At 69.7% G+C, this 24,474-nt stretch carries 23 protein-coding genes; 18 read left to right on the top strand and 5 right to left on the bottom strand.

The genetic code is table 11. The annotated features are described in order from the left end of the window. Window positions 1–311 precede the first annotated feature (311 nt). The 14 genes from ACWPN5_RS09320 (at window position 312) to xsc (ending at window position 17,034) form a co-directional block, all read left to right on the top strand. Window positions 312–1,121 carry an IclR family transcriptional regulator gene (locus ACWPN5_RS09320; protein WP_492295269.1) on the top strand — a complete coding sequence of 270 codons (810 nt, stop codon included), beginning with the start codon at window positions 312–314 and terminating at the stop codon, window positions 1,119–1,121. Between the two features lie 209 nt (window positions 1,122–1,330). Next, complete coding sequence (locus ACWPN5_RS09315; RefSeq protein ID WP_492295268.1) at window positions 1,331–2,218, top strand: IclR family transcriptional regulator; 888 nt, start codon at window positions 1,331–1,333, stop codon at window positions 2,216–2,218. A gap of 14 nt (window positions 2,219–2,232) precedes the next feature. Further along, window positions 2,233–3,231, top strand: coding sequence for a bifunctional enoyl-CoA hydratase/phosphate acetyltransferase (locus ACWPN5_RS09310; protein ID WP_492295267.1), 999 nt, complete (start codon window positions 2,233–2,235; stop codon window positions 3,229–3,231). A 54-nt stretch (window positions 3,232–3,285) separates the two neighbouring features. Continuing rightward, on the top strand, window positions 3,286–4,275 hold the full coding sequence (locus tag ACWPN5_RS09305) for a Bug family tripartite tricarboxylate transporter substrate binding protein (protein WP_145689387.1): 990 nt from the start codon (window positions 3,286–3,288) through the stop codon (window positions 4,273–4,275). Window positions 4,276–4,327: 52 nt separating this feature from the next. Then, window positions 4,328–4,864, top strand: coding sequence for a tripartite tricarboxylate transporter TctB family protein (locus ACWPN5_RS09300; protein WP_200479019.1), 537 nt, complete (start codon window positions 4,328–4,330; stop codon window positions 4,862–4,864). 24 nt (window positions 4,865–4,888) lie between these two features. Further along, entirely contained in the window at window positions 4,889–6,442 is a 1,554-nt protein-coding gene (locus tag ACWPN5_RS09295; protein WP_492295266.1) for a tripartite tricarboxylate transporter permease, read from the top strand. A gap of 46 nt (window positions 6,443–6,488) precedes the next feature. Next, on the top strand, window positions 6,489–7,916 hold the full coding sequence (sauS, locus tag ACWPN5_RS09290) for an acylating sulfoacetaldehyde dehydrogenase (RefSeq protein WP_492295265.1): 1,428 nt from the start codon (window positions 6,489–6,491) through the stop codon (window positions 7,914–7,916). Window positions 7,917–7,927: 11 nt separating this feature from the next. After that, window positions 7,928–9,052, top strand: a complete 1,125-nt coding sequence (gene sucC, locus ACWPN5_RS09285) for an ADP-forming succinate--CoA ligase subunit beta (RefSeq protein WP_145689383.1) — start codon at window positions 7,928–7,930, stop codon at window positions 9,050–9,052. Beyond that, the gene (locus ACWPN5_RS09280; protein ID WP_145689382.1) at window positions 9,049–9,957 is read left to right on the top strand and encodes a succinate--CoA ligase subunit alpha; all 909 of its coding nucleotides are present in this window, start codon (window positions 9,049–9,051) and stop codon (window positions 9,955–9,957) included. Before sucC ends, ACWPN5_RS09280 begins: the two co-directional genes overlap by 4 nt. 118 nt (window positions 9,958–10,075) lie before the next feature. Continuing rightward, on the top strand, window positions 10,076–13,072 hold the full coding sequence (locus ACWPN5_RS09275) for a molybdopterin oxidoreductase family protein (protein WP_492295264.1): 2,997 nt from the start codon (window positions 10,076–10,078) through the stop codon (window positions 13,070–13,072). Next, window positions 13,069–13,824 carry a 4Fe-4S dicluster domain-containing protein gene (locus ACWPN5_RS09270; RefSeq protein WP_492295263.1) on the top strand — a complete coding sequence of 252 codons (756 nt, stop codon included), beginning with the start codon at window positions 13,069–13,071 and terminating at the stop codon, window positions 13,822–13,824. Before ACWPN5_RS09275 ends, ACWPN5_RS09270 begins: the two co-directional genes overlap by 4 nt. Before the next feature lie 12 nt (window positions 13,825–13,836). Next, entirely contained in the window at window positions 13,837–14,802 is a 966-nt protein-coding gene (locus ACWPN5_RS09265) for a dimethyl sulfoxide reductase anchor subunit family protein (protein WP_492295262.1), read from the top strand. A gap of 40 nt (window positions 14,803–14,842) precedes the next feature. Continuing rightward, on the top strand, window positions 14,843–15,211 hold the full coding sequence (locus ACWPN5_RS09260; protein WP_492295261.1) for a hypothetical protein: 369 nt from the start codon (window positions 14,843–14,845) through the stop codon (window positions 15,209–15,211). Between the two features lie 47 nt (window positions 15,212–15,258). Continuing rightward, on the top strand, window positions 15,259–17,034 hold the full coding sequence (gene xsc, locus ACWPN5_RS09255; protein WP_492295260.1) for a sulfoacetaldehyde acetyltransferase: 1,776 nt from the start codon (window positions 15,259–15,261) through the stop codon (window positions 17,032–17,034). Window positions 17,035–17,354: 320 nt separating this feature from the next. Here the strand turns inward: xsc and ACWPN5_RS09250 are convergent, their stop codons facing one another. After that, entirely contained in the window at window positions 17,355–18,212 is an 858-nt protein-coding gene (locus tag ACWPN5_RS09250) for a ParB/RepB/Spo0J family partition protein (protein ID WP_114861549.1), read from the bottom strand. Beyond that, on the bottom strand, window positions 18,202–19,224 hold the full coding sequence (locus ACWPN5_RS09245) for an AAA family ATPase (protein ID WP_145689376.1): 1,023 nt from the start codon (window positions 19,222–19,224) through the stop codon (window positions 18,202–18,204). The genes ACWPN5_RS09250 and ACWPN5_RS09245 overlap by 11 nt, the downstream gene beginning before the upstream one ends. 179 nt (window positions 19,225–19,403) lie before the next feature. Here ACWPN5_RS09245 and ACWPN5_RS09240 point away from each other — a divergent pair, with 179 nt between their 5' ends. Both ACWPN5_RS09240 and ACWPN5_RS09235 read left to right on the top strand, forming a co-directional pair. Continuing rightward, a complete protein-coding gene (locus ACWPN5_RS09240; RefSeq protein WP_014200230.1) occupies window positions 19,404–19,628 on the top strand; it encodes a hypothetical protein in 225 nt (74 codons plus the stop codon). 444 nt (window positions 19,629–20,072) lie between these two features. Further along, window positions 20,073–21,173, top strand: coding sequence for a lipid II:glycine glycyltransferase FemX (locus ACWPN5_RS09235; protein ID WP_247888459.1), 1,101 nt, complete (start codon window positions 20,073–20,075; stop codon window positions 21,171–21,173). A gap of 71 nt (window positions 21,174–21,244) precedes the next feature. On the opposite strand, the gene ACWPN5_RS09230 is transcribed toward ACWPN5_RS09235, so the two are convergent. After that, window positions 21,245–21,442, bottom strand: coding sequence for a hypothetical protein (locus ACWPN5_RS09230; protein ID WP_014200232.1), 198 nt, complete (start codon window positions 21,440–21,442; stop codon window positions 21,245–21,247). Window positions 21,443–21,552: 110 nt separating this feature from the next. After that, a complete protein-coding gene (locus ACWPN5_RS09225; RefSeq protein WP_200479917.1) occupies window positions 21,553–22,206 on the bottom strand; it encodes an HAD family hydrolase in 654 nt (217 codons plus the stop codon). Window positions 22,207–22,485: 279 nt separating this feature from the next. Between ACWPN5_RS09225 and ACWPN5_RS09220 the strand changes: the two genes are divergently transcribed. Both ACWPN5_RS09220 and ACWPN5_RS09215 read left to right on the top strand, forming a co-directional pair. Beyond that, a complete protein-coding gene (locus tag ACWPN5_RS09220; RefSeq protein WP_492295259.1) occupies window positions 22,486–23,016 on the top strand; it encodes a hypothetical protein in 531 nt (176 codons plus the stop codon). 159 nt (window positions 23,017–23,175) lie between these two features. Then, window positions 23,176–23,406, top strand: coding sequence for an Ada metal-binding domain-containing protein (locus ACWPN5_RS09215; protein WP_492295258.1), 231 nt, complete (start codon window positions 23,176–23,178; stop codon window positions 23,404–23,406). On the opposite strand, the gene ACWPN5_RS09210 is transcribed toward ACWPN5_RS09215, so the two are convergent. Further along, window positions 23,399–24,439, bottom strand: coding sequence for a YeiH family protein (locus ACWPN5_RS09210; RefSeq protein ID WP_492295257.1), 1,041 nt, complete (start codon window positions 24,437–24,439; stop codon window positions 23,399–23,401). The two genes, ACWPN5_RS09215 and ACWPN5_RS09210, sit on opposite strands and share 8 nt — an antisense overlap. Between the last annotated feature and the right edge of the window lie 35 nt (window positions 24,440–24,474).

The raw sequence follows: 24,474 nt of genomic DNA, 5'->3' as shown, positions 1-24,474 counted from the left end.
CTTAAAGCAACCTATGAGAAATTCATTTCTCGTGGCTGCCGGTGTGTGAATGGATCGGGCGTTTGGCCTCTATAACCCTCTCCCCCCTGGGGAGAGGGTGGCCCGGAGGGCCGGTGAGGGGGATGTGCTTGGCGGCAGGTCCGGCAAAAGCACAACCCCCTCACCCTAACCCTCTCCCCGGAGGGGAGAGGGGACTTCAATGCAATCACCCTGCGCTCCGCCCCCGTTGCCTATTGCCTGCGCAAAGCGGGCGGTCTATATGCGTCACGTCTCACTCAATGAGACGCTGAAACCGCCAGGGCAGGCGAACCTTGAAAACGCGCAGCACGCAGACTTCCGCCACCGCCAACGTCCCCGACGACGCGGCCAAGCCAAAGGCCGCCGCGACCGACCGGACCTTCGCCATTCTGGAGCTGGTCGCGTCGGCCCCCGGCCCGCTGGCGGTGAAGACCATCGGGGCGACGCTCGGCCTGCCCAAGCCGACCGCCCACCGCCTCGTCAACGGCCTGATCGAGAAGGGGCTTCTGGCGCGGGACCTGGAAACGCGCGACGTCATCATCGGCGTCGAGGCGGCGCGGCTGGCGGTCGGCATCCTGCGCGCCTCGCTGTCCCGCGCGCCGGTGCGCTCGGTGCTGCGCGCGGTCAGCGCCGAGCTGGGGGAAACCTGCAACGTCGGCGTCCTCGACGGCGGCGACGTCGTCTATCTCGACCGCGTCGAGGTCGAGCACTGGCCCTTGCGCCTCCAGTTCGGCGTGGGATCGCGGGTGCCGATGCACTGCACGGCCATGGGCAAGCTGTTCCTCGCCACCCTGCCGGACGCCATGCGCAGCCGCCTTCTCGCCTCCGGCCCCTTCTCCGCGCAGACCGCCCACACCCTCACCGATCCGGCGGCGCTGGCCGCCGAGCTGGAGTCCATCGCCGCGCGCGGCTACTCGCTCGACGACGAGGAGTATGTGGTGGGCGTGTTCTGCGTGGCGGTGCCGATCCTCTCCTCCACGGGCCGGACGGTGGCGGCCATCGCCGTGCAGGCTCCCAAGGTCCGGCTGTCGCACGACCGCGTCGAGCGGGTCCTGCCCATCCTCCGCCGCGGAGCCGAGGCCCTGTCCGCGCAGTTCGGATAGCCCTCCTCCCCCCATCGCTCCTTGAAACCGGACGTTTCATCACCCGAGCCGCGGGATGCCGGCTGGGCATGCCCGCGTATGCATGGATAATTGGGTACACGAACTTTTTGGGCTTGCGCGACCCAGGGTCCTGTGAGTTAATGATACAAATCGTATCGCTGAATGAGACCAAGAGGCCGAGCGATACGCTTCCAGTCACGGGAGGAACGATGACGCGGAAGATCGCCGTGGGCTCCGGTCCGTTGCGGGAGCCCCCCGAACCAACCATCGACGAGGCCGCCGACACCGGCGCGGCCGACAACAACTCTGCCGACCGACGCCCCCTCACCGACCGCGTCCTGGCCTTGCTGGACGCGGTGGCCGGGGCGGGGCAGCCGATGGCCGTCAAGGACATCGCCGAGAAGCTGGCCCTGCCGAAGCCGACCGCCCACCGGCTGATCGCCATGCTGGAGGAGCGCGGCTTTCTCGCCCGCCCGATCGACGGCCGGCTGGTGACCGTCGGCCCGAAACTGCGCACACTGGCGCTCAACACGCTGCGCAGTTCCCTGGTTCAGGCGCCGTCGCACGCCCGGCTGCGGGCGCTCAGCCTGGAACTGGGGGAGACCTGCAACATCGGCGTGCTGGAGGGCGGCGACGTCGTCTATCTCGACCGCGTCGAGGTGGAAAACTGGCCACTGCGGCTGGAATTCGGCGTCGGCTCGCGGGTGCCGCTGCATTGCACGGCGATGGGCAAGCTGTTCCTGGCCTTTCTGCCGGAGCTGCCGCGGCGGCGCCTGCTGGATTGCCTGCCGCTGCCCCGCATGGCGGCGGCGACGCTGTGCGACCCGGCGCTGTTCCGTGCGGAATTGGACAGCATCGCCGCCTGCGGCCATTCCTTCGACGACGAGGAGTACATGCCGGGCGTCTTCTGCGCGGCGGTGCCGATCCGCGACGGCGCGGGACGGATGGTCGCCGCCCTGGCGGTGCAGGCGCCGAAGGTCCGGCTGTCGCGGGAATCGGTGGCCGAGCGCCTGCCGGTCCTGCACCGCGCCGCAAGCGACATGGCCCGTGCGCTGGGCATCGACGCCGCCCCGGCCGAGCCGGCCCTCACACCCTAAGGACGACGGACGCCATGGCAAGGACGCTAGAGACGACCGCCGCCGATTGCCCGGCCCGGCTGATGGCGCGCAGCGCCGCCCTGGAACCGGTTCCCACGGCGGTGGTCGCCGCGGGGTCGCCGGTCGCGCTGGAAAGCGCGCGGCGCGCCACCGCCCTCGGCCTCATCGAGCCGGTGCTGGTCGGCGATCCGGCGGCCATCGCCGACAGCGCCCGCCGGATCGGCTGGACGCTCCACGGCGCCTGCGTGGTTCCGGCCCGCGACGACGCGGCGGCAGCGCGGATCGCGGTGGCGCTCGCCCGATCCGGCGACGTCGGCGCGCTGATGAAGGGGCACATCCACACCGACACGCTGATGCTCGCGGCCCTCGACCCGAAGAACGGGTTGCGCACCGGGCGCCGCTTCACCCACGCCTTCCACATGACGCTGCCTGGATCGGGGCGCGAGCTGGTCATCACCGACGCGGCGATCAACGTGGCGCCGTCGCTGAACACCCGGCTGGACATCATCCGCAACGCCGTGGAGCTGTGGCGGCTGGTCGGCGGCAGCGACCCGCGCGTGGCCCTGCTCTCCTGCACCGAGGAGGTGACCGAACGGGTCCCCTCCAGCATGGACGCCGACCGGCTGACCCGCCTGTGCCAGCAGGAGGTGCCGGGGGCGACGGTGTTCGGACCGCTGGCGCTCGACCTCGCGGTGTCCGCCGAGGCGGCGCGGATCAAGAACCTGTCCCACCCCTGCGCCGGGGCCGCCGACATCCTGGTGGTGCCGAACATCGAGACCGGCAACGCCCTGTTCAAGGCGCTGGTGCATTTCCTGGACGCGGTCGCCGCGGGCATCGTGCTCGGCGCTGCGGTGCCGATCGTCCTCACCTCGCGCGCCGACCCGCCGGCGGCCCGCATCGCCGCCGCCGCCATCGCCCGGATCGTCGCCGGGCGCCGCCGCTCCGCCACGCCGGGCGCGCCCTACCCCACCACCGCAGCCAAGGGAGGCGCCGCACCCGGCCTGCACGCCTGACGGCCAGAAAGACGAACCCCGCCAAAAAAAATCAAACCCTGGGAGGGAATGCAAATGCTCCGCAACGCCTTGACGCTCACCGCGGCGGTGGCCGCGCTGATGTCACCCGTCCTGTCATCCGGCCCTGCGCGCGCCGACGACTACCCGTCGCGCCCCATCGAGGTCATCGCGACCTTCGGGGCCGGCGGCGGCGCCGACCTGATGGCGCGCCAGTTCGCCCGCCTCGCCGAACCGCATCTCCGCGTCGCCATGCCCGTCGTCAACGTGTCCGGGGCGTCGGGCAACGCCGGCCTGACGCGGGTCCTGACCAACCCGGCCGACGGCTACACGATCGGCACGCTGATCGCGCTGTCCGTCTCCTCCTGGGCGTCGGGCCTGGGCACCGCGAAGCCGGACAATTTCGTCTATGTGGCGATGATGCAGAACTCGCCGTCGATGCTCTACGTCTCGAAGAACAGCCCCTTCAAGACCTACGAGGACTTTGCCGCCCACGCCAAGGCCAACCCCGGCAAGCTGCGCGTCGCCACCTCCGGCTACGGCACGCAGGACGACATCACGCTGAAGTATCTGGGAAGCCAGGGCGTGCCGGTGACCAACGTCCCCTTCGCCCGCCCGTCGGAACGCTACGCCTCGCCCATCGGCGGCCACACCGACGCGATCTACGAGGAGCCCGGCGACGTCGCCCAGTTCCTGAAATCCGGCGACCTGCGGCCCATCGTCGTGTTCGACAAGCAGCGCCACCCCTCCTTCCCCGACGTGCCGGCTTCGGCGGAGCTGGGGCTGGACATCGGCGACCTGCCGAACTTCCGCACGCTGGCGGTGCCCGCCAACACGCCGCCCGAGCGCGTGCAGAAGCTGCACGAGGCCGCCGCCAAGGTGCTGGCGAGCCCGGAATGGAAGACCTTCTGCGCCGACACCTTCACCTGCGTCGACACGCTGGTGACGCCGGACCAGGCCAAGGAGGAGGTCAAGGCCTTTTATGAAACCGTGAAGGGCTATCTGGACCGCTTCGCGACGAAGACCGTCGGCCAGACACCGGGCTGAGTCCAGTTCCACATCCGCCCCACCCGCTTCATCGCTCTTCAGGGAGGGAACCGTGACTCCCCTGTCCCACGGTCTTCGCCGGCTGGCGACACCCGCGGCCCTGCTCTTCGGGTCGCTTCTTCTCTCGCAACACATCGTGCGCGACAGCACCATGATCGCCGGCCTGCCGGACCCGGTGGGACCGACGGGCTGGCCCCGGCTGATGCTGGGCGCGGTCGGGCTGTGCGCCCTGATCTGGATCGCCAAGGAACTCCTGGCGCTGCGGCGCGCGGTCCACCGGCAGAAGCCGGTCGACGAGGAGTACGAAGGCTACGCCAATGGCCGGGCCATGATCGGGCTGGGGCTGGTGATCCTCTACGGCCTCGCCCTGCCGCAACTCGGCTTTCCGGTCGCCACCCTCGCCTTCGTCGCTTTGTGGTGCGTCATCGGCGGCATCCGGCGCCCGCTGACGCTGGCTCTGGTCACCGGCATCGGCTGCGTGGTGCTGCTCTACGTCTTCGTCCTCCTCGCCCAGATGCCGCTGAACCGCGGCCATGGCGTCTTCGACGACTTCACCGTCGCGCTTTACCGCCTGCTCGGCATCTACTGAGCCGGCCACCGGAAGGATCGTCCCATGGATATCCTCGCCAATCTGGCCGGTGGCTTCGCCGGCGCCCTCGATCCGTACAATTTCGTCCTCCTCGTCTCGGGCCTGATGCTCGGGGTGGTGGCCGGCGCGCTGCCGGGCATCTCCTTCGTCAACGCCATGGCCATCGCCCTGCCCTTCACCTACCTGCTGCCGCCGGTCACGGCGATGTCCTTCCTCGGCGGCATCTATGTGGGTGGCGTGTTCGGCGGCTCGATCTCCTCGATCCTCATCAACATCCCCGGCACGCCGGCCTCGCTGCCAAGCTGTTGGGACGGCTACCCGATGACGCGCAAGGGCCTGTCCTCGCGGGCCCTGAGCATTGCTATCACCGCGTCCGCCTTCGGCGGGCTGGCCAGCGCGTTGCTGCTGACTTTCGGCGCCCCGCCCTTCGCCAGCTTCGCGTTGAAGTTCGACCAGCCGGAATTCTTCGCCGCCACCATCCTGGGCCTCGTCAGCGTCATCGCCATCGCCAAGGACGCGCCGCTGATGAGCGCGCTCTCGATGTTCCTCGGCCTGCTGATCGGGACGGTCGGCGTCGATCCTATGTACGGCATGCCCCGCCTGACGTTGGGCGTCCCCGACCTGGAGAGCGGCATCAACTTCACGGTCGTGATGATCGGCCTGTTCGCCATCGGCGAGGTCGTGGACCTGATCTGCAAGCGGGCCGGCGGCGGCCGCTCCGTCGCCACGAAGCCCGGCAAGCAGGTCGGCCTGTCGGACCTGTGGCGGATCAAGTCCTCGATCCTGCGCGGCACCGGCCTCGGCTGCACCATCGGCGTCATCCCCGGCGCCGGGGCCACGGTGGGGGCGGTCATCGCCTACAGCGTGGAGAAGCAGGCCTGCGGCAAGGGCGACCGCTTCGGCACCGGGATGGAAGAGGGGCTGGCGGCCCCGGAGGCGGCCAAGAACGCCACCACCGGCACCGCGATGATCCCGCTGCTGACGCTGGGCATCCCCGGCAGCGCCGCCACGGCGATCATGCTGGCCGCCATGCTGATCCACGGGCTGAACCCCGGCCCGCTCCTCTTCACCTCAAACACCACGCTGGTCTACACGATCTTCGCCAGCATGCTGATCGCCAACCTGCTGATGATCGTCGCGGCGATGGGGGTGGCGCGGGTCTTCTCGACGCTGATGCGCGTGCCGCCGGCCATCCTCGGCGCCTTCATCATCGTGCTCAGCGTCGTCGGCGCCTACGGCGTGCGCAACAACCTCTTCGACGTCTATGTCTGCCTCGCCTTCGGCGTCGTCGGCTACTTCATGAAGCGCACCAACTTCCCGCCGGCCCCGCTGGTGGTCGGCGTGATCCTGGGGCCGCTGTGCGAGCGCTACTTCCTCACCTCGCTCGCCAACTACGAAGGCAACATGGCGGTGTTCTTCACCCGCCCGATCAGCGGCACGATCCTGGCGCTGTCCGCGATCTTCCTCGCCTGGTCGATGTGGCCGGTGGTCAAGCCCCTGCTCCGCCGTCCCCCCAACGATCCGACCCACGGCAACCCGCCCCGCAAGGAGCCGCCGCAGCGGGTGCTCAAAGCCTGACCGTCCGAACCAACGAACGAACCTTCAGGGAGAGAGACAAGCAACCATGGACAACATCATGCTCGACCGAACGCCGGCCAGCGCCGACCAGGAGGCCGTCGCCGCCCTCGTCGCCCGCGCCCGCGCCGCCCAGCGCGCCTTCGCCGACGCGACGCAGGAGCAGGTGGACGACGCCGTCGCCGCCCTCGCCTGGTCCATTTACGAGCCGGGCCGCGCCCGCGCCCTGGCGGAACTGGCGGTGGCCGACACCGGCCTCGGCAACGTCGCGGACAAGATCACCAAGAACCAGCGCAAGACCTTCGGGACGTTGCGCGACCTGATGCGGGTGCGCACCGTCGGCGTGATCGAGGAGGACACCGCCAAGGGCATCGTCAAGATCGCCAAGCCGCTGGGCGTCGTCGGCGCCGTCACCCCCTCCACCAACCCGGCGGCGACGCCGGTCAACAAGGCGATGATGGCCGTCAAGGGCCGCAATGCCATCATCATCGCCCCCTCCCCCATGGGCTCCGCCGCCACCGGCCGCACGGTCGAGCTGATGCGGGCCGAGCTGGCGCGCATCGGCGCGCCGGAGGATCTGGTGCAGATGATCCCCACCCCCATCACCAAGGGCCTGACCCAGGCGCTGATGGAGGCGGTTGACCTCGTCGTCGTCACCGGCTCGCAGGACAACGTGCGCCGCGCCTATTCCAGCGGCACCCCGGCCATCGGCGTCGGGGCCGGCAACGTCCCGGTCATCGTGGACGAGAGCGCCGATCTGGCCGAGGCGGCGCGCAAGATCTGCGCCTCCAAGACCTTCGACAACTCCACCTCCTGCTCGTCGGAGAACGCCCTCGTCGTTCTCGACTCCGTCTACGACGCAACCATCGCGGCGCTGGAGGAGGCCGGCGGCTATCTCTGCACCGCGGAGGAGCGGGAGCGCGTGCAGTCCCGCCTGTGGGAGAACGGCAAGCTGAACCGCAAGCTGATCGCCAAGGACGCCGCCATCCTGGCCGAGGCGTTCGAGCTGGCGCCCAAAGCGCGCGGGACCCGCTTCTTCCTGGTCGAGGAGACCGGCGTCGGCAAGGCGCATCCCTTCTCCGGCGAGAAGCTGTCGCTGGTGCTGGCCGTCTACCGGGTGCCGGACTTCGACGCGGCGGTCGATCAGGTGCGCAAGATCCTCGACCACCAGGGGCGCGGCCATTCCTGCGGCATCCACACGCGGGACGAGGCGCACGCGAAGCGGCTGGCCGACGAGCTGGACGTGGTGCGCGTGCTGGTCAACTTCGCCCACACCTTCGGCAACGGCGGCGGCTTCGACAGCGGGCTGAACTTCACCCTCTCCATGGGCTGCGGGAGCTGGCAGAAGAACTCCATCTCCGAGAACCTGAGCTGGAAGCACTTCGTCAACATCACCCACCTCGTCCGCCCGATCCCGGAGGACAAGCCGAGCGAAGAGGCCCTGTTCGGCCCCTTCTGGTCCCGCCACGGACGCTGACGGAGGCGACGATGAACTTCGAGGAACATGCCGGAAAATCCGTGCTCTCCCGCGCCGGGGTGAGCGTCCCGCAGGGCCGCCTCTGCGCCAGCGCGCAGGAGGCCGAAGCCGCCGCCCGCGCCATTGGGCCGGTGGTGGTCAAGGCGCAGGTGCCCACGGGCAAGCGCGGCAAGTCGGGCGGCGTCAAGCTGGCCGCCACGCCGGAGGCGGCCGCAGCATCCGCGCAGGCCATCCTGGGCATGGAGATCGGCGGCTTCCCGGTCGCCCGCGTGCTGGTCGAGGAGCAGGCGGCCATCGCCCGCGAATTCTACGCCGCGGTGCTGAACGACCCGGCCAGCCGCAGCCCGCTGGTGCTGTTCTCCACCGAGGGCGGCATGGACATCGAGGAGGTCGCGGCGACCCGCCCCGAATCCCTGCGCCGCATGGCGGTGGACATCCGCAAGGGCTTCGGCCCGGCGGACGCGCGCCGCCTGCTGCTGGGGCTGGACCTCGGCGAGGCCGCGGTGCCGGTGGCGGCGATGCTGGTCGATCTCTACCGCGTCTACCGCCAGCACGACGCCGAGTTGCTGGAGATCAACCCGCTGGCCTTGCTCGCCGACGGCCGCGTCGTGCCGCTGGACTGCAAACTGACAGTGGACGATGCCGCGCTCTATCGGCAAACGGACATCGCCGAACTGGGCGCCAAGGAGCCTCTGTCGGCGCTGGAGGAGCGCGGGCGGGCGCTCGACCTCAAATACATCGAGCTGGAGGGCAATGTCGGCGTCCTGGCGAACGGCGCCGGGCTGACCATGACGACCATGGACGTGGTCAGCCACGCCGGCGGGCGTCCGTCCAACTTCCTGGAGATCGGCGGCGAGGCCTACACCAAGGGGACGGAGGCGCTGGACCTCGTGCTGTCCAACCCCGGCGTCAAAAGCCTCGTCGTCAATTTCTGCGGCGCCTTCGCCCGCACCGACGTGATGGCCGGCGGCGTGATCCAGGCCTGGAAGACGCTGAACCCCACCATCCCCGTCTTCTTCTCCATCCACGGCACCGGCGAGGACGAGGCCGTGCGCATGGTGCGCGAGGAATTGGGGATCGAACCCTACGACCGGATGGAAGACGCCATCTCGGCAGCCGTGGAGGCCGCGCGATGATCGTACGTAAGAGCGACCGGGTCCTGGTGCAGGGCATCACCGGCAAGCAGGGCACCTTCTGGACCGAGCAGATGCAGGCCTACGGCACCACCGTGGTCGGCGGCGTGAACCCGAAGAAGGCCGGGCAGAGCCATTGCGGCGTGCCCATCTTCGCCACCGCGAAGGAGGCCATGGCGAACGGCGGATTCGACGTGTCGGTGATGTTCATCCCGCCCGCCGCCGCCAAGGCCGCCGCCATCGACGCCATCGAGGCCGGGGCCAAGACCGTCGTCTGCCTGACCGAGCACATCCCGTCCCACGACGTGATGGAGATGCACGCCGCGGCGGCGGAACACGGCACCCGCATCATCGGGCCGAACACCGCCGGCATCGTGACTCCGGGTGAGGGCTTCGTCGGCATCATGCCCGCCTTCAACCCGCGCGTCTTCCAGCCGGGCCGGGTCGGCGTCATCTCGCGCAGCGGCAGCCTGGGCACGCTGGTCTGCCTGAACCTCGTGCGCGGCGGCCATGGGCAGTCGGCCTTCCTCGGCATCGGCGGCGACCCGATGATCGGCACGACGACCAAGGACGCGCTCGCCGCCCTGATCGACGATCCGGGCACCGACGCCATCGCGCTCGTCGGCGAGATCGGCGGCAGCATGGAGGAGGAGGCGGCGGAGCTGGTGGCGAAGACGGACAAGCCCGTCGTCTCCTTCATCGCCGGCCGCGCCTCCCCGCCGGGCAAGAAGATGGGGCACGCCGGCGCCATCGTGACCGGAGACCGCGGCAGCTACGCCTCCAAGCGCGGCGCGCTGGAACGCGCCGGCGCCGTGGTGGTGGACGTGCCCGGCGACCTGCCGGCGGCCCTCGACGCGCTGATGGCCGAGGCCGCGAAACGGTCGGGCGCGCAGCGGCTCGCGGACTGACCACACAGCCGCCTTTTTGAAGAACGGCACGGCAGCACAGCCCCCCTCTCCTGGCCCCCTCTCCCGGCCCCTCGCCGGGAGAGAACGGGGGAGGCATTCCGGAAGGGAACGGATCAGGATGGCGAAGATCGACGACGTCGGCGGCCAGCGTGCGCGCGGGTTCGCCTTCACCCAGGGCTTCCAGCGAAGGAGCGGGCCGGCGGCGCCCGAGGACGCGCGCGGCTGGCTCGACCGCTACCAGTCGCCGCGCGAGGACATCGACCCCTCGCCGACCGTCTCCGACACGGTCAAATACACCACCTGCTACATGTGCGCCTGCCGCTGCGGCATCAAAGTGCACATCAAGGACGGCCAGCTCCGCTTCATCGAGGGCAACAAGGACCATCCGGTGAACCACGGCGTGATCTGCGCCAAAGGGTCCGCCGGCATCATGACCCAGAACTCCCCGGCCAAGCTGCGCAAGCCCCTGCTGCGCACCGGGGAGCGCGGCACCGGCCAATTCCGCGAGATCGAGTGGGACGAGGCGCTGACCATCCTGACCGAGCGCCTGTCCAAGATCCGCGACAGCGACCCCAGCAAGCTCGCCTTCTTCACCGGGCGCGACCAGAGCCAGTCGCTGACCGGCTTCTGGGCGGCGCAGTTCGGCACGCCCAACTTCGCGGCGCACGGCGGCTTCTGCTCCGTCAACATGGCGGCGGCGGGCATGTACACGCTGGGCGGCAGCTTCTGGGAGTTCGGGGAGCCGGACTGGGACCACACCCGCTACCTGCTGCTGTTCGGCGTGGCTGAGGACCATGACAGCAACCCGATCAAGATCGGTCTGTCGAAGATGAAGGCGCGCGGCGCCAAGATCGTCTCCGTCAACCCGATCAAGACCGGCTATTCCGCCATCGCCGACGAATGGGTCGGCATCCGTCCGGGCAGTGACGGGCTGTTCGTCTTCGCCCTGATCCACGAGCTTCTGCGCGCCGACCGCATCGACGCCGAGTATCTGGTCCGCTACACCAACGCCCCCTGGCTGGTCATCCAGGACCCCGGCGCCCCCGACGACGGGCTGTTCGCCCGCGACGCCGACGGCGCCCCGCTGGCCTGGGACGCGGTGGAGCAGCGCGCCGTTCCCGCCACGCAGGCCGGCATCCGCCCGGCGCTGGTCGGCGCCGTCACCCTGCCCGACGGGCGGCGGGCCGTGCCCTCCTTCCATCTGCTGGCCGAACGCTACCTCGACCCGCAGCACGCCCCGGAGGCGGTGGCCGAGCGCTGCGGCGTTCCCGCCGACACCATCCGCCGCATCGCCGCCGAGATGGCTCACCTCGCCTTCCAGGAGACGCTGACCATCGAGCAGCCCTGGACCGACTGGGCGGGGCGGCGCCACGAGCGGATGGTCGGGCGGCCCATCGCCATGCACGCCATGCGCGGCATCTCCGCCCATTCCAACGGCTTCCACACCTGCCGGGCCATCCACATCCTGCAAATCCTGCTGGGCACCATCGACGTGCCGGGCGGCTGGCGCTACAAGTCGCCCTACCCCCGCCCCGCCCCGCCGGGCCCCAAGCCCGCCGGCAAGCGCGGCGAGACCGGCCCCGGCAAGGCCATCCACGGGATGCCGCTCGGCTACCCCATGGGGCCGGAGGACCTGCTGGTCGGCGAGGATGGGCAGCCGCTGCGCATCGACAAGGCCTTCAGCTGGGACGCGCCGCTGTCGGTGCACGGGCTGATGCATATGGTGGTCGCCAACGCCTGGGAGGGCGACCCGTACCGCGTCGACACGCTGTTCATGTACATGGCCAACATGGCCTGGAACTCGTCGATGAACACGTCCGAGACGATGCGGATGCTGTCCGACAAGGACCCCGACAGCGGCGAGTACCGCATCCCCTTCATCGTCTATTGCGACGCCTACGCCTCGGAGATGGTGGCCTACGCCGACCTCGTTCTGGCCGACACCACCTACCTAGAACGGTGGGACTGCATCTCGCTGCTCGACCGTCCGATCGGCAGCGCGCACGGCCCCGGCGATTCCATCCGCCAGCCGGTGCTGACCCCCGACCGCGACGTGCGGCCCTTCCAGGACGTGCTGATCGAGCTGGGCGCCCGTCTCGGCCTGCCCGCCTTTGTGCGGGAGGACGGCAGCCCGCGCTACCCCGGCGGCTACCCCGACTACATGACCAACCACGAGCGCAAGCCCGGCATCGGCCCGCTGGCCGGCTGGCGCGGCGCCGACGGCAAGGACGCCGGCAAGGGCGCGCCCAACCCGGACCAGCTCGACCGCTACGTCCGCAACGGCTGCTTCTGGCATTTCGAGCTGCCGCCGGAGCAGCACTATTTCAAGCACGCCAACCAGGCCTATCTGGAAACCGCCACCCGCATGGGCTTCCTCGACAAGCCGGAGCCGGTGATCCTCCAGCTCTACGTCGAGCCGCTCCAGAAATTCCGCCTCGCCGCGCGCGGGCACGGCGCGGTGGTGCCGCCCGCCGACAAGCGGCAGCGGGTGGAGGCCTACTTCGACCCCCTGCCCTTCTGGTATCCGCCGCTGGAGGAGGACGGGCTGGACGAGAGCGCCTTCCCGCTGCACGCGGTCACCCAGCGCCCGATGCCCATGTACCATTCCTGGGGCTCGCAGAACGCCTGGCTGCGCCAGATCCTGGCGCGCAACAGCCTCTACATCGCGCGCTCCACCGCCGAGGCGCTCGGCCTCGCCGACGGAGACTGGGCCTGGGTGACCAGCCCGACCGGGCGCATCCGGGTGCCGGTTCATCTGATGGACGGGGTGGAGGCCGGGACGGTGTGGACATGGAACGCCATCGGCAAGCGCTCCGGCGCCTGGAACCTGTCCGCCGACGCGCCGGAGGGGACGAAGGGCTTCCTGCTCAACCACCTGATCTCGGAGCTACTGCCGGAGCGCAACGGCTACCGCCACGCCAACGCCGACCCGGTGACCGGACAGGCCGCCTGGTACGACCTGCGCGTCCGCGTCGAGAAGGCCCCGCCGAAGGAGCGGGCCGAGACGATGCCGCGCTTCCCCGCCCAGGCCATGCCGCCGGGCGTCGAGCCACCGCCCGCCATCCTGCGCACCGGCGCCGCCTTCCGGCCCACGTCTCGGAGGGTCCAGCCATGACGAGCCTGCCCAACCGCGAACCCGGCGCCCCCCGGCTGGGGCTGGTCATCGACCTCGACACCTGCGTCGGCTGCCACGCCTGCGCGGTGGCCTGCAAGCAGTGGAACGCCGGCGGCCACATGGCGCCGCTGACCGACACCGACGCCTATGGCGCCGGCCCGGACGGGGTGTGGTTCAACCGCATCCACAGCTTCGAGGCCGGCTCCGAGCAAGGCGGCTGCGGGTCGCGCACCACCAACTTCCCGCGCTCCTGCTTGCATTGCGAACAGCCGGCCTGCGTGACCGTCTGCCCGACCGGCGCCTCCTACAAGCGCGCAGAGGACGGCATCGTGCTGGTCAACGAGGATCTGTGCATCGGCTGCAAGCTGTGCTCCTGGGCCTGCCCGTACGGCGCGCGGGAGTTCGACCAGGACGTTGGCGTGATGAAGAAATGCACCTTGTGCATCGACCGCATCCACAACGAGACCTTGGCGGAATCGGAGCGGGTGCCGGCCTGCGTCATGGTCTGCCCGACCTCCGCCCGTCATTTCGGCGACCTCGCCGACCCGTCCTCCGCCGTCTCGAAGCTGGTGGCGGAGCGCGGCGGCTACGACCTGATGCCGGAGCTGGGCTACGAGCCGACCAACAAGTACCTGCCGCCCCGGCCCCGCCCCACCCTGGCGCTCGACGAGCGCATCACCAGGGACAGCGCCAACGACGATCTGCCGCTCCACGGCCTGCTGAAATGGGCCGACCGCATCCTGGCGCGCTGAGGGAGGGTTTCCATGCATCCAGCCTTCTCCATCATCTTCTTCACCAGCGCGGCGGGCGCCGGCTACGGCCTGCTCGCCCTGCTCGGCCTGCTGGCGCCGTTTGGCCTGCTGCCGGCGAGCCCGCTGTTCGGCCTCGCCGCCCTCGCCCTCGCCCTCGGGCTGGTGGTGGCCGGGCTGCTGTCCTCACTGGCCCATCTCGGCCGGCCGGAGCGGGCGTGGCGGGCGCTGTCGCAGTGGCGCAGTTCCTGGCTGTCGCGCGAAGGGGTGGCGGCGGTCGCCACCTTCCTGCCGGCGGGCGTCTTCGCCATCGCCTGGATCGTCCTGACGGCCGGCAGTGGCGGCGGCGGGAGCGGCGTGGCGGGCGTGGCCGGCTGGATCACCGCGGCGATGGCGGCGGTCACCGTCTACTGCACGGCGATGATCTACGCCTCGCTGAAGCCGATCCGCCAATGGGCCAACCCCTGGGTGCCGCGTACGTACTTGGCGCTGTCGCTGATGACCGGGGCGCTGCTGCTGAACGCGCTGCTGGGCGTGGCAGGACAGGCGGCAGGCTGGTCCTCCCTGCTGGCTCTGGCGTCGGTGGGGCTGGCCTGGGTGGCGAAGGAAGGGCATTGGCGGCACTGCGCCACCGCCCGCCCCGTCAGCACGGCGGAGACGGCGACCGGCCTCGGCCACATCGGACGGGTCCGCCTGCTCGACGCTCCGCACAGCGAGGACAACTACCTGCTCAAGGAAATGGGCTTCCGCGTCGGGCGCCGCCACGCCGTCCGCCTGCGCCTCATCACCCGCCTCGCCGCCTTCGCCCTGCCGGCAGCGCTGAGCTTCGGCGCGCTGGTCGCTGGCCCCGGCGCCCTGTCCGGCACGCTGGCGCTGCTGGCCGTTGCCGCCGCCGCCCTGGGGGTGATCGCCGAACGCTGGCTCTTCTTCGCCGAGGCGAAGCACACCGTGACCCTCTTCTACGGCGCCGGGGAAGTCTGAGTCCGCCTCTTAACCCACCCACCACAGGAAAGGAACAGAGATGCCGCAGGACCATACCGATCACGGCTCCGCCCTGGCCTTCCTGATGACCCGCGCCAAGGCGATGGACGCCCGGAGCCTCTACATCTGCGGCTCGCCCTCCTGCCCCCGCGTGGGCTTCCGCGCCGGTCCGAGCATCGTCTACGAGCCGCTGTCCGCCGGCCTCGCCGGACGCCTGATCGACCGTTTCGCGGTGGACGGCCACGGTCTCAGCCAGGGGCTGCTCGTCTGGAGCGGGCGCCATTACCGCTGGTTCGCCATGCCGATGCCGGAGGGGGTCGACGGTTACGCCCCCCTGATCGCCGTGCACCGGCCCGCCATTTGTCCCGGCCCCGGCGAGCGGGCCATGCCGCGCGTGATCGCCGGCTGACCGCCGCCCCGCCCTACCCCCCAATCCATGCAACGAGGATGCGCACCATGAAAATGACCACCGAGGAAGCGTTCGTGAAGGTCCTTCAGATGCACGGCATCCGGCACGCCTTCGGGATCATCGGATCGGCCATGATGCCGGTCTCCGACCTCTTCCCCAAGGCCGGCATCCGGTTCTGGGACTGCGCGCACGAGACCAACGCCGCGCTGATCTGCGACGGCTACAGCCGCGTCACCGGCGAGATGGCCATGGCCATCGCCCAGAACGGACCCGGCGTGACCGGCTTCGTCACCTCGATCAAGACCGCCTACTGGAACCACACGCCGATGCTGCTGGTGACGCCGCAGGCCGCCAACAAGACCATCGGCCAGGGCGGTTTCCAGGAGGTCGAGCAGATGGCCATGTTCCGGGAGATGGTCTGCTACCAGGAGGAGGTGCGCGACCCCAGCCGCATGGCCGAGGTTCTGAACCGCGTCATCGAAAAGGCGTGGCGCGGCTGCGCCCCGGCGCAGATCAACGTGCCGCGCGACTTCTGGACCCAGGTGATCGACGTCGAGCTGCCGCAGATCGTCCGTCTGGAGCGCCCGGCGGGCGGGCGGCAGGCCATCGCCGAGGCGGCCCGTCTGCTGTCGGAGGCCAAGTTCCCGGTCATCCTGAACGGCGCCGGGGTGGTGATCGGCGGGGCCATTCCGGACAGCATCGCGCTGGCGGAGCGGCTGGACGCGCCGGTCTGCTGCGGCTACCAGCACAACGACGCCTTCCCCGGCAGCCACCCGCTGTCGGTCGGGCCGCTCGGCTACAACGGGTCCAAGGCGGCGATGGAGCTGATCGCCAAGGCCGACGTCGTGCTGGCGCTCGGCACGCGGCTCAACCCCTTCTCCACCCTGCCCGGCTACGGCATCGACTATTGGCCGAAGGGCGCGCAGATCATTCAGGTGGACATCAACCCCGACCGCATCGGGCTGACCAAGAAGGTCTCGGTCGGCATCTGCGGCGACACCAAGCAGGTTGCCCAGCAAATCCTGGCGCAGCTCGCCCCCGGCGCCGGGGACACGGGCCGGCTGGAGCGCCGCGCCCTGATCCACCAGACCAAGTCGGCGTGGCTTCAGCTCCTGTCCTCGCTCGACCATGAGGAGGACGATCCCGGAACGAGCTGGAACGCCGAGGCGCGTGAGCGCGAGTCCGATCGCATGTCGCCGCGTCAGGCGTGGCGGGCCATCCAGGCCGCCCTCCCCGCCGACGCCATCCTCTCCACCGACATCGGCAACAACTGCGCCATCGGCAACGCCTACCCCACCTTCGAGGAGGGGCGGAAGTATCTGGCACCGGGCATGTTCGGCCCCTGCGGCTACGGCTTCCCGTCGATCGTCGGCGCGAAGATCGGCTGCCCCAGCACGCCGGTGGTCGGCTTCGCCGGTGACGGCGCCTTCGGCATCTCGATGAACGAGATGTCCTCCATCGGGCGCGAGGGATGGCCGGCGGTCACCATGGTGATCTTCCGGAACTTCCAATGGGGGGCGGAGAAGCGCAACACGACGCTGTGGTACGACAACAACTTCGTCGGCACGGAGCTGAACCCCAAGCTCAGCTACGCCAAGGTGGCCGAGGGTTGCGGCCTGAAGGGCGTCACCGCGCGCACCCAGGACGAGGTGACCGCCGCCCTGCGCCAGGCCATCGAGGACCAGGGCCGCGGCATCACCACCTTCGTCGAGGTGATCCTGAACCAGGAGCTGGGCGAGCCGTTCCGCCGCGACGCCATGAAGAAGCCGGTCGCGGTCGCCGGCATCGACCCGTCGGACATGCGCCCGCAGCAGGCCGTGTAAGGCGGATCGCCGCGCCGCTGACGCGGTGCTTCCAGAATGGAAGAAGGGGGAGCCGGCCTGCACCGGCTCCCCCTTCTTCGTTGTGCAGGGAGTAAGAGTTTTGCCCCCTCCCTAACCCTCCCCCTCTATGAGGTGGAGGGGACTGCCGCCGCTTCGCGGAGGGCCCCCTCTCCCGCGAAGCGGGGGAGGGTTGGGGAGGGGGCAAAACTCTGCGAAAATGGCCCCCAATGGCGTTGCGCGTTTCGACTTCGAAAGCTCTTATAAGTTGTACGTAAAGCCATTATCTTGCAACCAAAAGACGCTTTCGATTTCGAAACCCTTCACTCCCCCAGCAGATCGTCGATGCGCATCCGCAGGTCCCGCAGCAGTTCCCGATGCTCCTTCTGCATCGCGGTGCTGACCGCGTCGATGGCCTTCAGCTCCTTCTCGATGCGGTTGATCGAGCGGCCGAGCACGCGCATCGGTTCCACGGAACCCGGCGCCTTGGACGCCCGCGCCGCGCGCACCGACTGCACCGTCAGCCCGCCGGTGCGCGCCGACTGCCACAGCCGCCGCACCTCCCCTTCATCTCCGACGAAGGCCAGTTCGACCAGGGCGGAACGGGACACCGCGTCGGGGTTCTCCCGGTACTCGCGGAGGATGTCGGTCGGCAGGTCCAGCACCTTCAGCCGCTTCGACACCTCGGCCTCCGAGCAGCCGAGCACCGCGGCAACCTCCGCCTGGGCGTAGCCGTGGCTGTCGATGAGCTGGGTCAGGCCGCGGGCCAGATCGATGGCGTCCAGATCCACGCGCTGGACGTTCTCGATCAGCGCAATCTCCTCCGCCTTGCCCTTAGTGATGATGGCGGCGATGGTCGGGCGGCCGAGCATCTGATGGGCGCGCAGGCGGCGTTCGCCGGCCACGAGGCGGTAGACGCCCTTCTCCGCCGTCTCCTGCACCAGCACCGGCTGCTGAAGCCCGTGCCGCTCGATGGAGGCGGCCAGCGAGGCGAGGGCGGTCTCGTCGAAGACTGTGCGCGGCTGGTTGGGGTCGGTGCGGATGGCGGCGACGTCGGCCTCGATCAGCCGGGGCAGGGCGCCGGTCAGTCCGAACAGCCGGTCGGTCTCCAGGGCCGGGGCGGTGTTCTTGGCTTGCAGAACCGTGGCGGCGGTTTGGCGGGTCAGCTTCTTAGGCGGCATCGGACGACTCCCGGATGCGTCCGGTGGCCTTCAGAAGGGCACCGGCGATGGCGGCGTAGCTTTCCACGCCGGGCGCGCCGATGTCGGCGTCCAGCGTGATGACGTTGGCACCGGCGGCCTGCGCGTAGATCGTCGCGCGCGGCACCGGCGGGAAGACCCGGTAATCCTCGCCCCACAGCCGGCCGATGTCGTCCAGCGAGGAGCGGTCCTGGGTCTGGCGGGGATTCAGCATGGTCGGCAGCACGCCCAGAATCCGCAGGTTCGGGTTCAGCCGCCGCTGGATCTTCGTCACCGTGTCCAGGAAGGCGTTGACGCCCAGGATGGCGTGCGGCTCCGCCTGGCAGGGGATCAGCACATAGTCCGCCGCGGTCAGCGCGTTGATGGTGACCGCCCCCAGGTTCGGCGCGCAGTCGATCAGGATGAAGTCATAGTCGCCCCGCACCGCGTCCAGCATCTCCGCCATGGCGGTCTGGGCGTTGGTCAGGTTGCCCGGCAGCTCGGTGTCGGCGCTGGCGAGCGCGATGCTCGACGGCACGACGTCCAACCCCTCCACGCTGGTCGGGCGGATGACGTCGGCCAGCTTCGCCTTGCCCATCAGCGCGTGGTAGAGCACCCTGCCCTGCTCGGTCAGCGCCACCACGTCGGTCTGCGGAACGCCGACATGGACCGTGGCGTTGCCCTGCGGATCGGCGTCCACCAGCAGCACGCGGTTGCCCGACCGGGCCAGCATGAAGGCGACGTTGATCGAGGTCGCCGTCTTGGCCGTGCCGCCCTTCTGCAGGCCGATGGCGATGGTCGTGCCGGCGCGCGGCTCCTCGGTCGCCGGCTGTTCCAGCGACAGCAGCAGCAGACGGCCCAGCACGTCGCGGGGCAGGGGCTCGCGCCCCGTCTCCCACTTGCTGAGTCGCTGCTTGTCGTAGCGGCGGCCGGTCAGTTCGTTCACGAACGCGGCCATCTGCGTCTGGGTGAGGCCGCGCCTCTCGCGCAGCAGCTTCAAATCGTCGCCGGTCATTGCCCCCTCGTCGCCCCATTGTGCCGGAGTCGTCTGGGAAGCTATCAAGTCGTCCCAACCCCCGCAATGGGTGTCTACCCGTGGTGCGGAGCAGCCGGCACTGGCGGAACATGGCCTCTCCGGTGCATAACTGAGGCATGCGGGGCCGGAGGCGGCGCCGGGGCTGTGGGGTTGCGCGAATGGCGGCGAACTGGTCGGTGCGGCAACTGGTGTGTCAGGCGCATGGCTGCGAGTTGGCCGTGTCGTGGCGGACCGATGGGCGCTGGACCTGGACCGTCTCGGTGGCCGGGGAGCGCATCGCCGTCGGGATCGCCCAATCGCAGGAAGGCGCCCAGGACGCCGCCGCCAACGCGGCGGAACGCCACGCCCGCGCCGACGGCATCATCCAATTGACGATGTTCTGAACGCCGAAGCACGGATTTCCACTCAATCAGCGCCGAATTGGGCGTATTGCGCCGCGGTGCAACTGTCGATACGGGCGTAGCCCATACAATCCCCAGAAAAAGCGCTTAGCCACAGAGAATAATCCAGTGGGATTTTGCGCGAACCCATCAGGGTTTGTGTGATTTTCCCGTGCGTCTCCTATTGTTTGTGGACGATCGCAAAGACCGTAGGCCGCGCGTGAATTATCTAAAACTTTCCGCGGAGCTTCGACCTTCGACGATGCGACGGCTCTGGCCTCCGGCCAGGGAAGCGGGACGGGCGAGGTTCCACGTCCGCCCTGATTGCGCCCATTCGACCAACCACGCGAGAGGCTCGACGTGACTTCGCTGGGGAAACGCCAGATTCACACCGACGCATTTGGGGGCGATTGCCTGGACGCTTCACCGGCTGTCGAAATCGACCGTATGGACCGCGGCGGCTGGTACGCCGTCATGAACGGCTTCGACGACGCCAACATCTTCCAGACCTGGGATTTCGGGCGCATCGCCCATCCCGGCCGCGACCTCAGCCACATCGTGCTGCGCCGGGACGGCCAGCCGGTCGCCGCGGCGCAGTTGCTGGTCCGCCGGGTGCCGGGCATCGGCGGCATCGCGCTGGTCATGTGGGGGCCGCTGTGGCGTCCCAAGGGCCGTCCAGCCGATCCGGCCGACTTCCTGGCGATCATGGACGCGATGAAGGCCGAGTACAGCGTCCGGCGCGGCCTGTTCCTGCGCGTCCTGCCGCGCATCGAGGACGGGGCAGGGGAGGGCGCCCGCGCGCTGTCCGCCATGGAGGCGCTGGGGATGCGGCACAGCGACGCCAAGGCGCCCTACCGCACCTTCATCATGGACCTGACCCGCGACGAGGCGACGATCCACAAGGACCTGTCCCGCCACTGGCGGCGTGGCCTCGCCAAAGCCGAGGGGGCCGGGCTGGAGGTCGTCGAGGGTTCCTCGCCGGAGATCCTCGACGCCATCGACGATCTGTTCATCCAGACGCAGCGCCGCAAGGGCTTCCGCGCCTTCGACAGCCGCACCCTGACGAAGGTCCACCGCGCCCTGCCCGACGGCATGAAGATGCACGCGGTGATGGCCTCCCACAACGGCGAGCCGGTGGCCGGCGTGGTGGTGTCGCTGCTCGGCGACACCGCGCTGATGCAGAATTCGGCCACCGCGGAGGCCGGACTGCCGCTGAACGCGGCCTTCCTCGTCCATTGGAAGGCGATGCAGTGGGTGAAGGCCAACGGCGGGAAGCGCTACGACCTGCACGGCGTCAACGCCCAGGCCAATCCCGGCGTGCATCTGTTCAAGCGCGGGTTCGCCGGCAAGGGGGAGGAGGAGCGGGTCTTTATCGGCACCTTCGAGGCGCCCGGACCGATGCTCAGCCGGCTGCTCGTCGAAGGCGGCCAGACGGTGCGCACGCTGGCCGCGACCTGCACCGCGCAGGCGAGTCAGATGATGGCCATGGCGATGAACAAGGGACCGGCCGAGCGCGCCGACGCCACCACCCCATCCAACCCGGCGTAAGTCCCAAAAATGCGAAACGCCCGGTCCATGGTCTGGACCGGGCGTCGCGTTTTCGCGTCAATAGTTGAGCGTCACTGGGTGCGTGCGATCACCGGCACGCCGTCGAGATCCTTGGGAAGATCGTCGGGAATGCCCGACGCGAAATTGACCGCGATGGCGTAGTCGTCGGACAGCTTCGTGACTTCGGCGCGGGTCATACCGGGAAACCCGCTGAGGATCGCCAGATAACGGTCACGGGCGGCTTCGGCAGCCTCTTTCGGCACGGGCATACTGACCTCCCTTTCGTCATAGGATGCCCTAATCATTTATGGATTGTTGGGCTCATAAACAATACCCCGATGCGACCGTTTTCCGCAACGCTTCTGCTCAGCACCGCCGCTCAGAGCAGCCGGGCGAGCCCGTGCAGGTCGCCGACCACCGTCACGTCGGGCGGGAAGGGGTTCGGCAGCCCCTCCGACACCACGCCGACGAAACCCGTGCCGGCCTTGCGGGCGGCCTCCAGTTCGGTCAGGGAATCGCCGATGGCGAGCGACCGTGCCGGGTCATGGCCGCCCTCGGCGACGATGCGCGCGAAGACCTCCGCCTTCACGTTGGGGGAGCCGGTGATGCTTCGGAAATGCCGCTCCAGCCCCTTGGTGCGCACCGTGCCCATCAGCACCTCATGCGGCGTGCCCGAGACGAGGTGGCAGGGCGTGCCGTCCAGCTGGTCCAGCACCGTCTCCGCACCGGCGATCAGCGCGCAGTCGGGAACGCGCGGGTCGACGATCTCGGCGTAGCGGCGGGCCAGGTCGTCGATCTCCGCCGGGCCGGGATCGCGCCCGAACATTTCCCGCTCCAGAATCCCCAGCATCTTGAACCGGCTGAGGCCGCCGTTGCGCCAGATCGTCTGCCGCATCCGCTCCTCCGTCTCCGCATCGTCGATGCCGTAGAGGATGGCGAAGCCGCCGTTCTTGGTGGGCACGGAGTCGATGATGACGCCGTCGAAATCGAAGATCACGACCTCCGGGTCCAACCGGTCGGGTGTCTGAAGCATTGCGCCGTCTCGCATCGTTGTGGTGGCCCCGCGCGGAACAGGGGCGGGTGCCGGAAAAGGCGTCGGGGGATCGTACAGGAAATCCCCCGCACCTCAACGGTATGGGCGGGAAAAACGGCCTTTTGGAAAAGCTGTCCCACAGTGTGGCGCAGGCCACAGCGGGGATGGGCGGCGGGGCGTAGGGTCTGGTCATCGGACAGGCCGGGCCCCGACGCAGACGGAACCGGCAGCCAACTCCCCCAGACACCAACTCCTCAGACACCGGAAGGAAACCACACCATGCGCCGCACCACCCTGATCGCCGCCGCCGTCGCCGTCCTGTGCTCCGCCGCCTCATTTGGCCCGGCCTTCGCCGGCGACCTGATGACCGGCGGCATCCCGCTCGGCAACGCCAGCAACCTGGGCGTCATCTCCAACACCGCCGCGGGCATCCAGAACAAGGCGCAGCAGCAGGTGATGGGTGTGCAGGCGGGCGGCGGGCTGGCCGGGCCCTTCGGCACCGCCTCCAACCTGGGCAACGTCTCCAACCTCGCCGCCGGCGTCGGCAACACCGCCAAGCAGCAGGTCTTCGGCATGCAGGCGGGCGGCGGCGGGGCGAAGACGCCCTTTGCCCTGGGCGGCTTCAACAGCAACGCCGGCACCGTCAGCAACAGCGCGGTCGGCATCGGCAACACCGCCCAGCAGCAGGTCAAGGCCATGCAGTTCGGCGCGCCGGGCGCCCTGTTCAACCAGAACCTCGGCACCGTCTCCAACCTCGCCGCCGGCATCGGCAACAAGGCCCAGCAGCAGGTCATCGGCATCCAGAAGTAAGGCTCCCCCGCCTCGCGTCCCTCCCTCCCCGAACCTCGCGGCCGGCAGACCTCTGCCGGCCGTCTTTTTTGCCGGCCGTCCTTTCGCGCGGCGCAGGAAACGGGTGGCCCGCCTTCGCGGCATCGGCGACGATCCCCGCGGCAGGATCGGGAGGGCATCATGGACGAGGAGGCGATGTGGAGCGCGGTGGCGCGCCGGGACCGCGACGGCGACGGGCGCTTCGTCTACGCGGTGCGCAGCACCGGAATCTATTGCCGGCCGTCCTGTCCATCGCGGCGGGCCAGGCGGGAGAACGTCGCCTTCCACCCGGACGCGGCGGCGGCGGAGGCGGCGGGCTTCCGCCCCTGCAAGCGCTGCCGCCCCAACGCGCCGCCGACGACGCTCACATGATTCCCAGCAGCCGGATCAGACCCAGCCCGATGGCGCCGAGCGCCGCCAGCGACAGCACCACCGCCGCGGTGACACGAAGCCCCGCCCGCGACAGCATCCGCACATCCACCCCGAGCCCCAGCGCGGCCATCGACAGCACCGTCAGGACGCCCGCCGCGGTCTGGCTGGCCGCCAGGGCGGCGTCCGGGATCAGCCCCGCCGCCCGCAACCCGGCCAGCGCCAGGAAACCCAGGATGAACCAGGGGACCAGCCGGCGCAGGGGCGGGCGGGTCCTGGAGTGCTCGTCCCCTTCCGGCTTCGCCATCAGGGCCAACCCCACCACCACCGGCCCCAGCATCAGCACGCGCAGCAGCTTCACCAGGGTCCCGACCTGGACGCTCAGCGCGCCGACCGGCGCCGTCGCCGCCAGGATCTGCGGCACCGCGTAAACGGTCAGCCCGGCGAACACGCCGTACTGCATGGGGCTGAGCCCAAGCAACGGCACCAGCAGCGGCAGGCCGAGCACCACCAGAACACCCAGCACCGCCGTGAAGGCGATGGCCGCCGCCACGTCGTCGCCGTGCGCCCCGATCACCGGCGCCGTCGCCGCGATGGCCGAATTGCCGCAGATTGAGTTGCCGCAGGCGACCAGCACCGCCATGCGCGGCGGCAATCCCAGCAGGCGGCCGATGCCGTAGCTGACCGCCAGAGCCAGGGCGACCACCCCGGCGATCCCCGCCACCAACCCCGGCCCGGCGGCCAGGATCGTCTGCGGATCGATGGAGGCGCCCAACAGCATCACCGCGACCTCCAGCAGCGTCTTGGCGCTGAAGTCCGTCCCCGCCTTCCAGCGCCGCCCCGGCGCCCAGACGCTGCGCAAGGCCACCCCGAGCAGAATCGCCAGGACCAGCCCCTCCAGCCAGGCCTGCCCGAAGACCCGCAGTTCCAGGCTTTGCAGGGCCAGCGCCGCGCCGCTCACGCCGGAGCAGAGCAGAACTCCCGGCAACAGGGTGCGCAGGGTCTGGCGGGGCGATGAAAGTGCAGGGGTCGGCATGGTGTCCTCGAATTCCGATGCCGGGAAGCTGCCCC

The organism is Azospirillum sp. UENF 211521 (assembly GCF_058780535.1).
The sequence above is the reverse complement of the archived record's forward strand: the minus strand, read 5'-3'. Positions and strand labels throughout refer to the sequence as shown.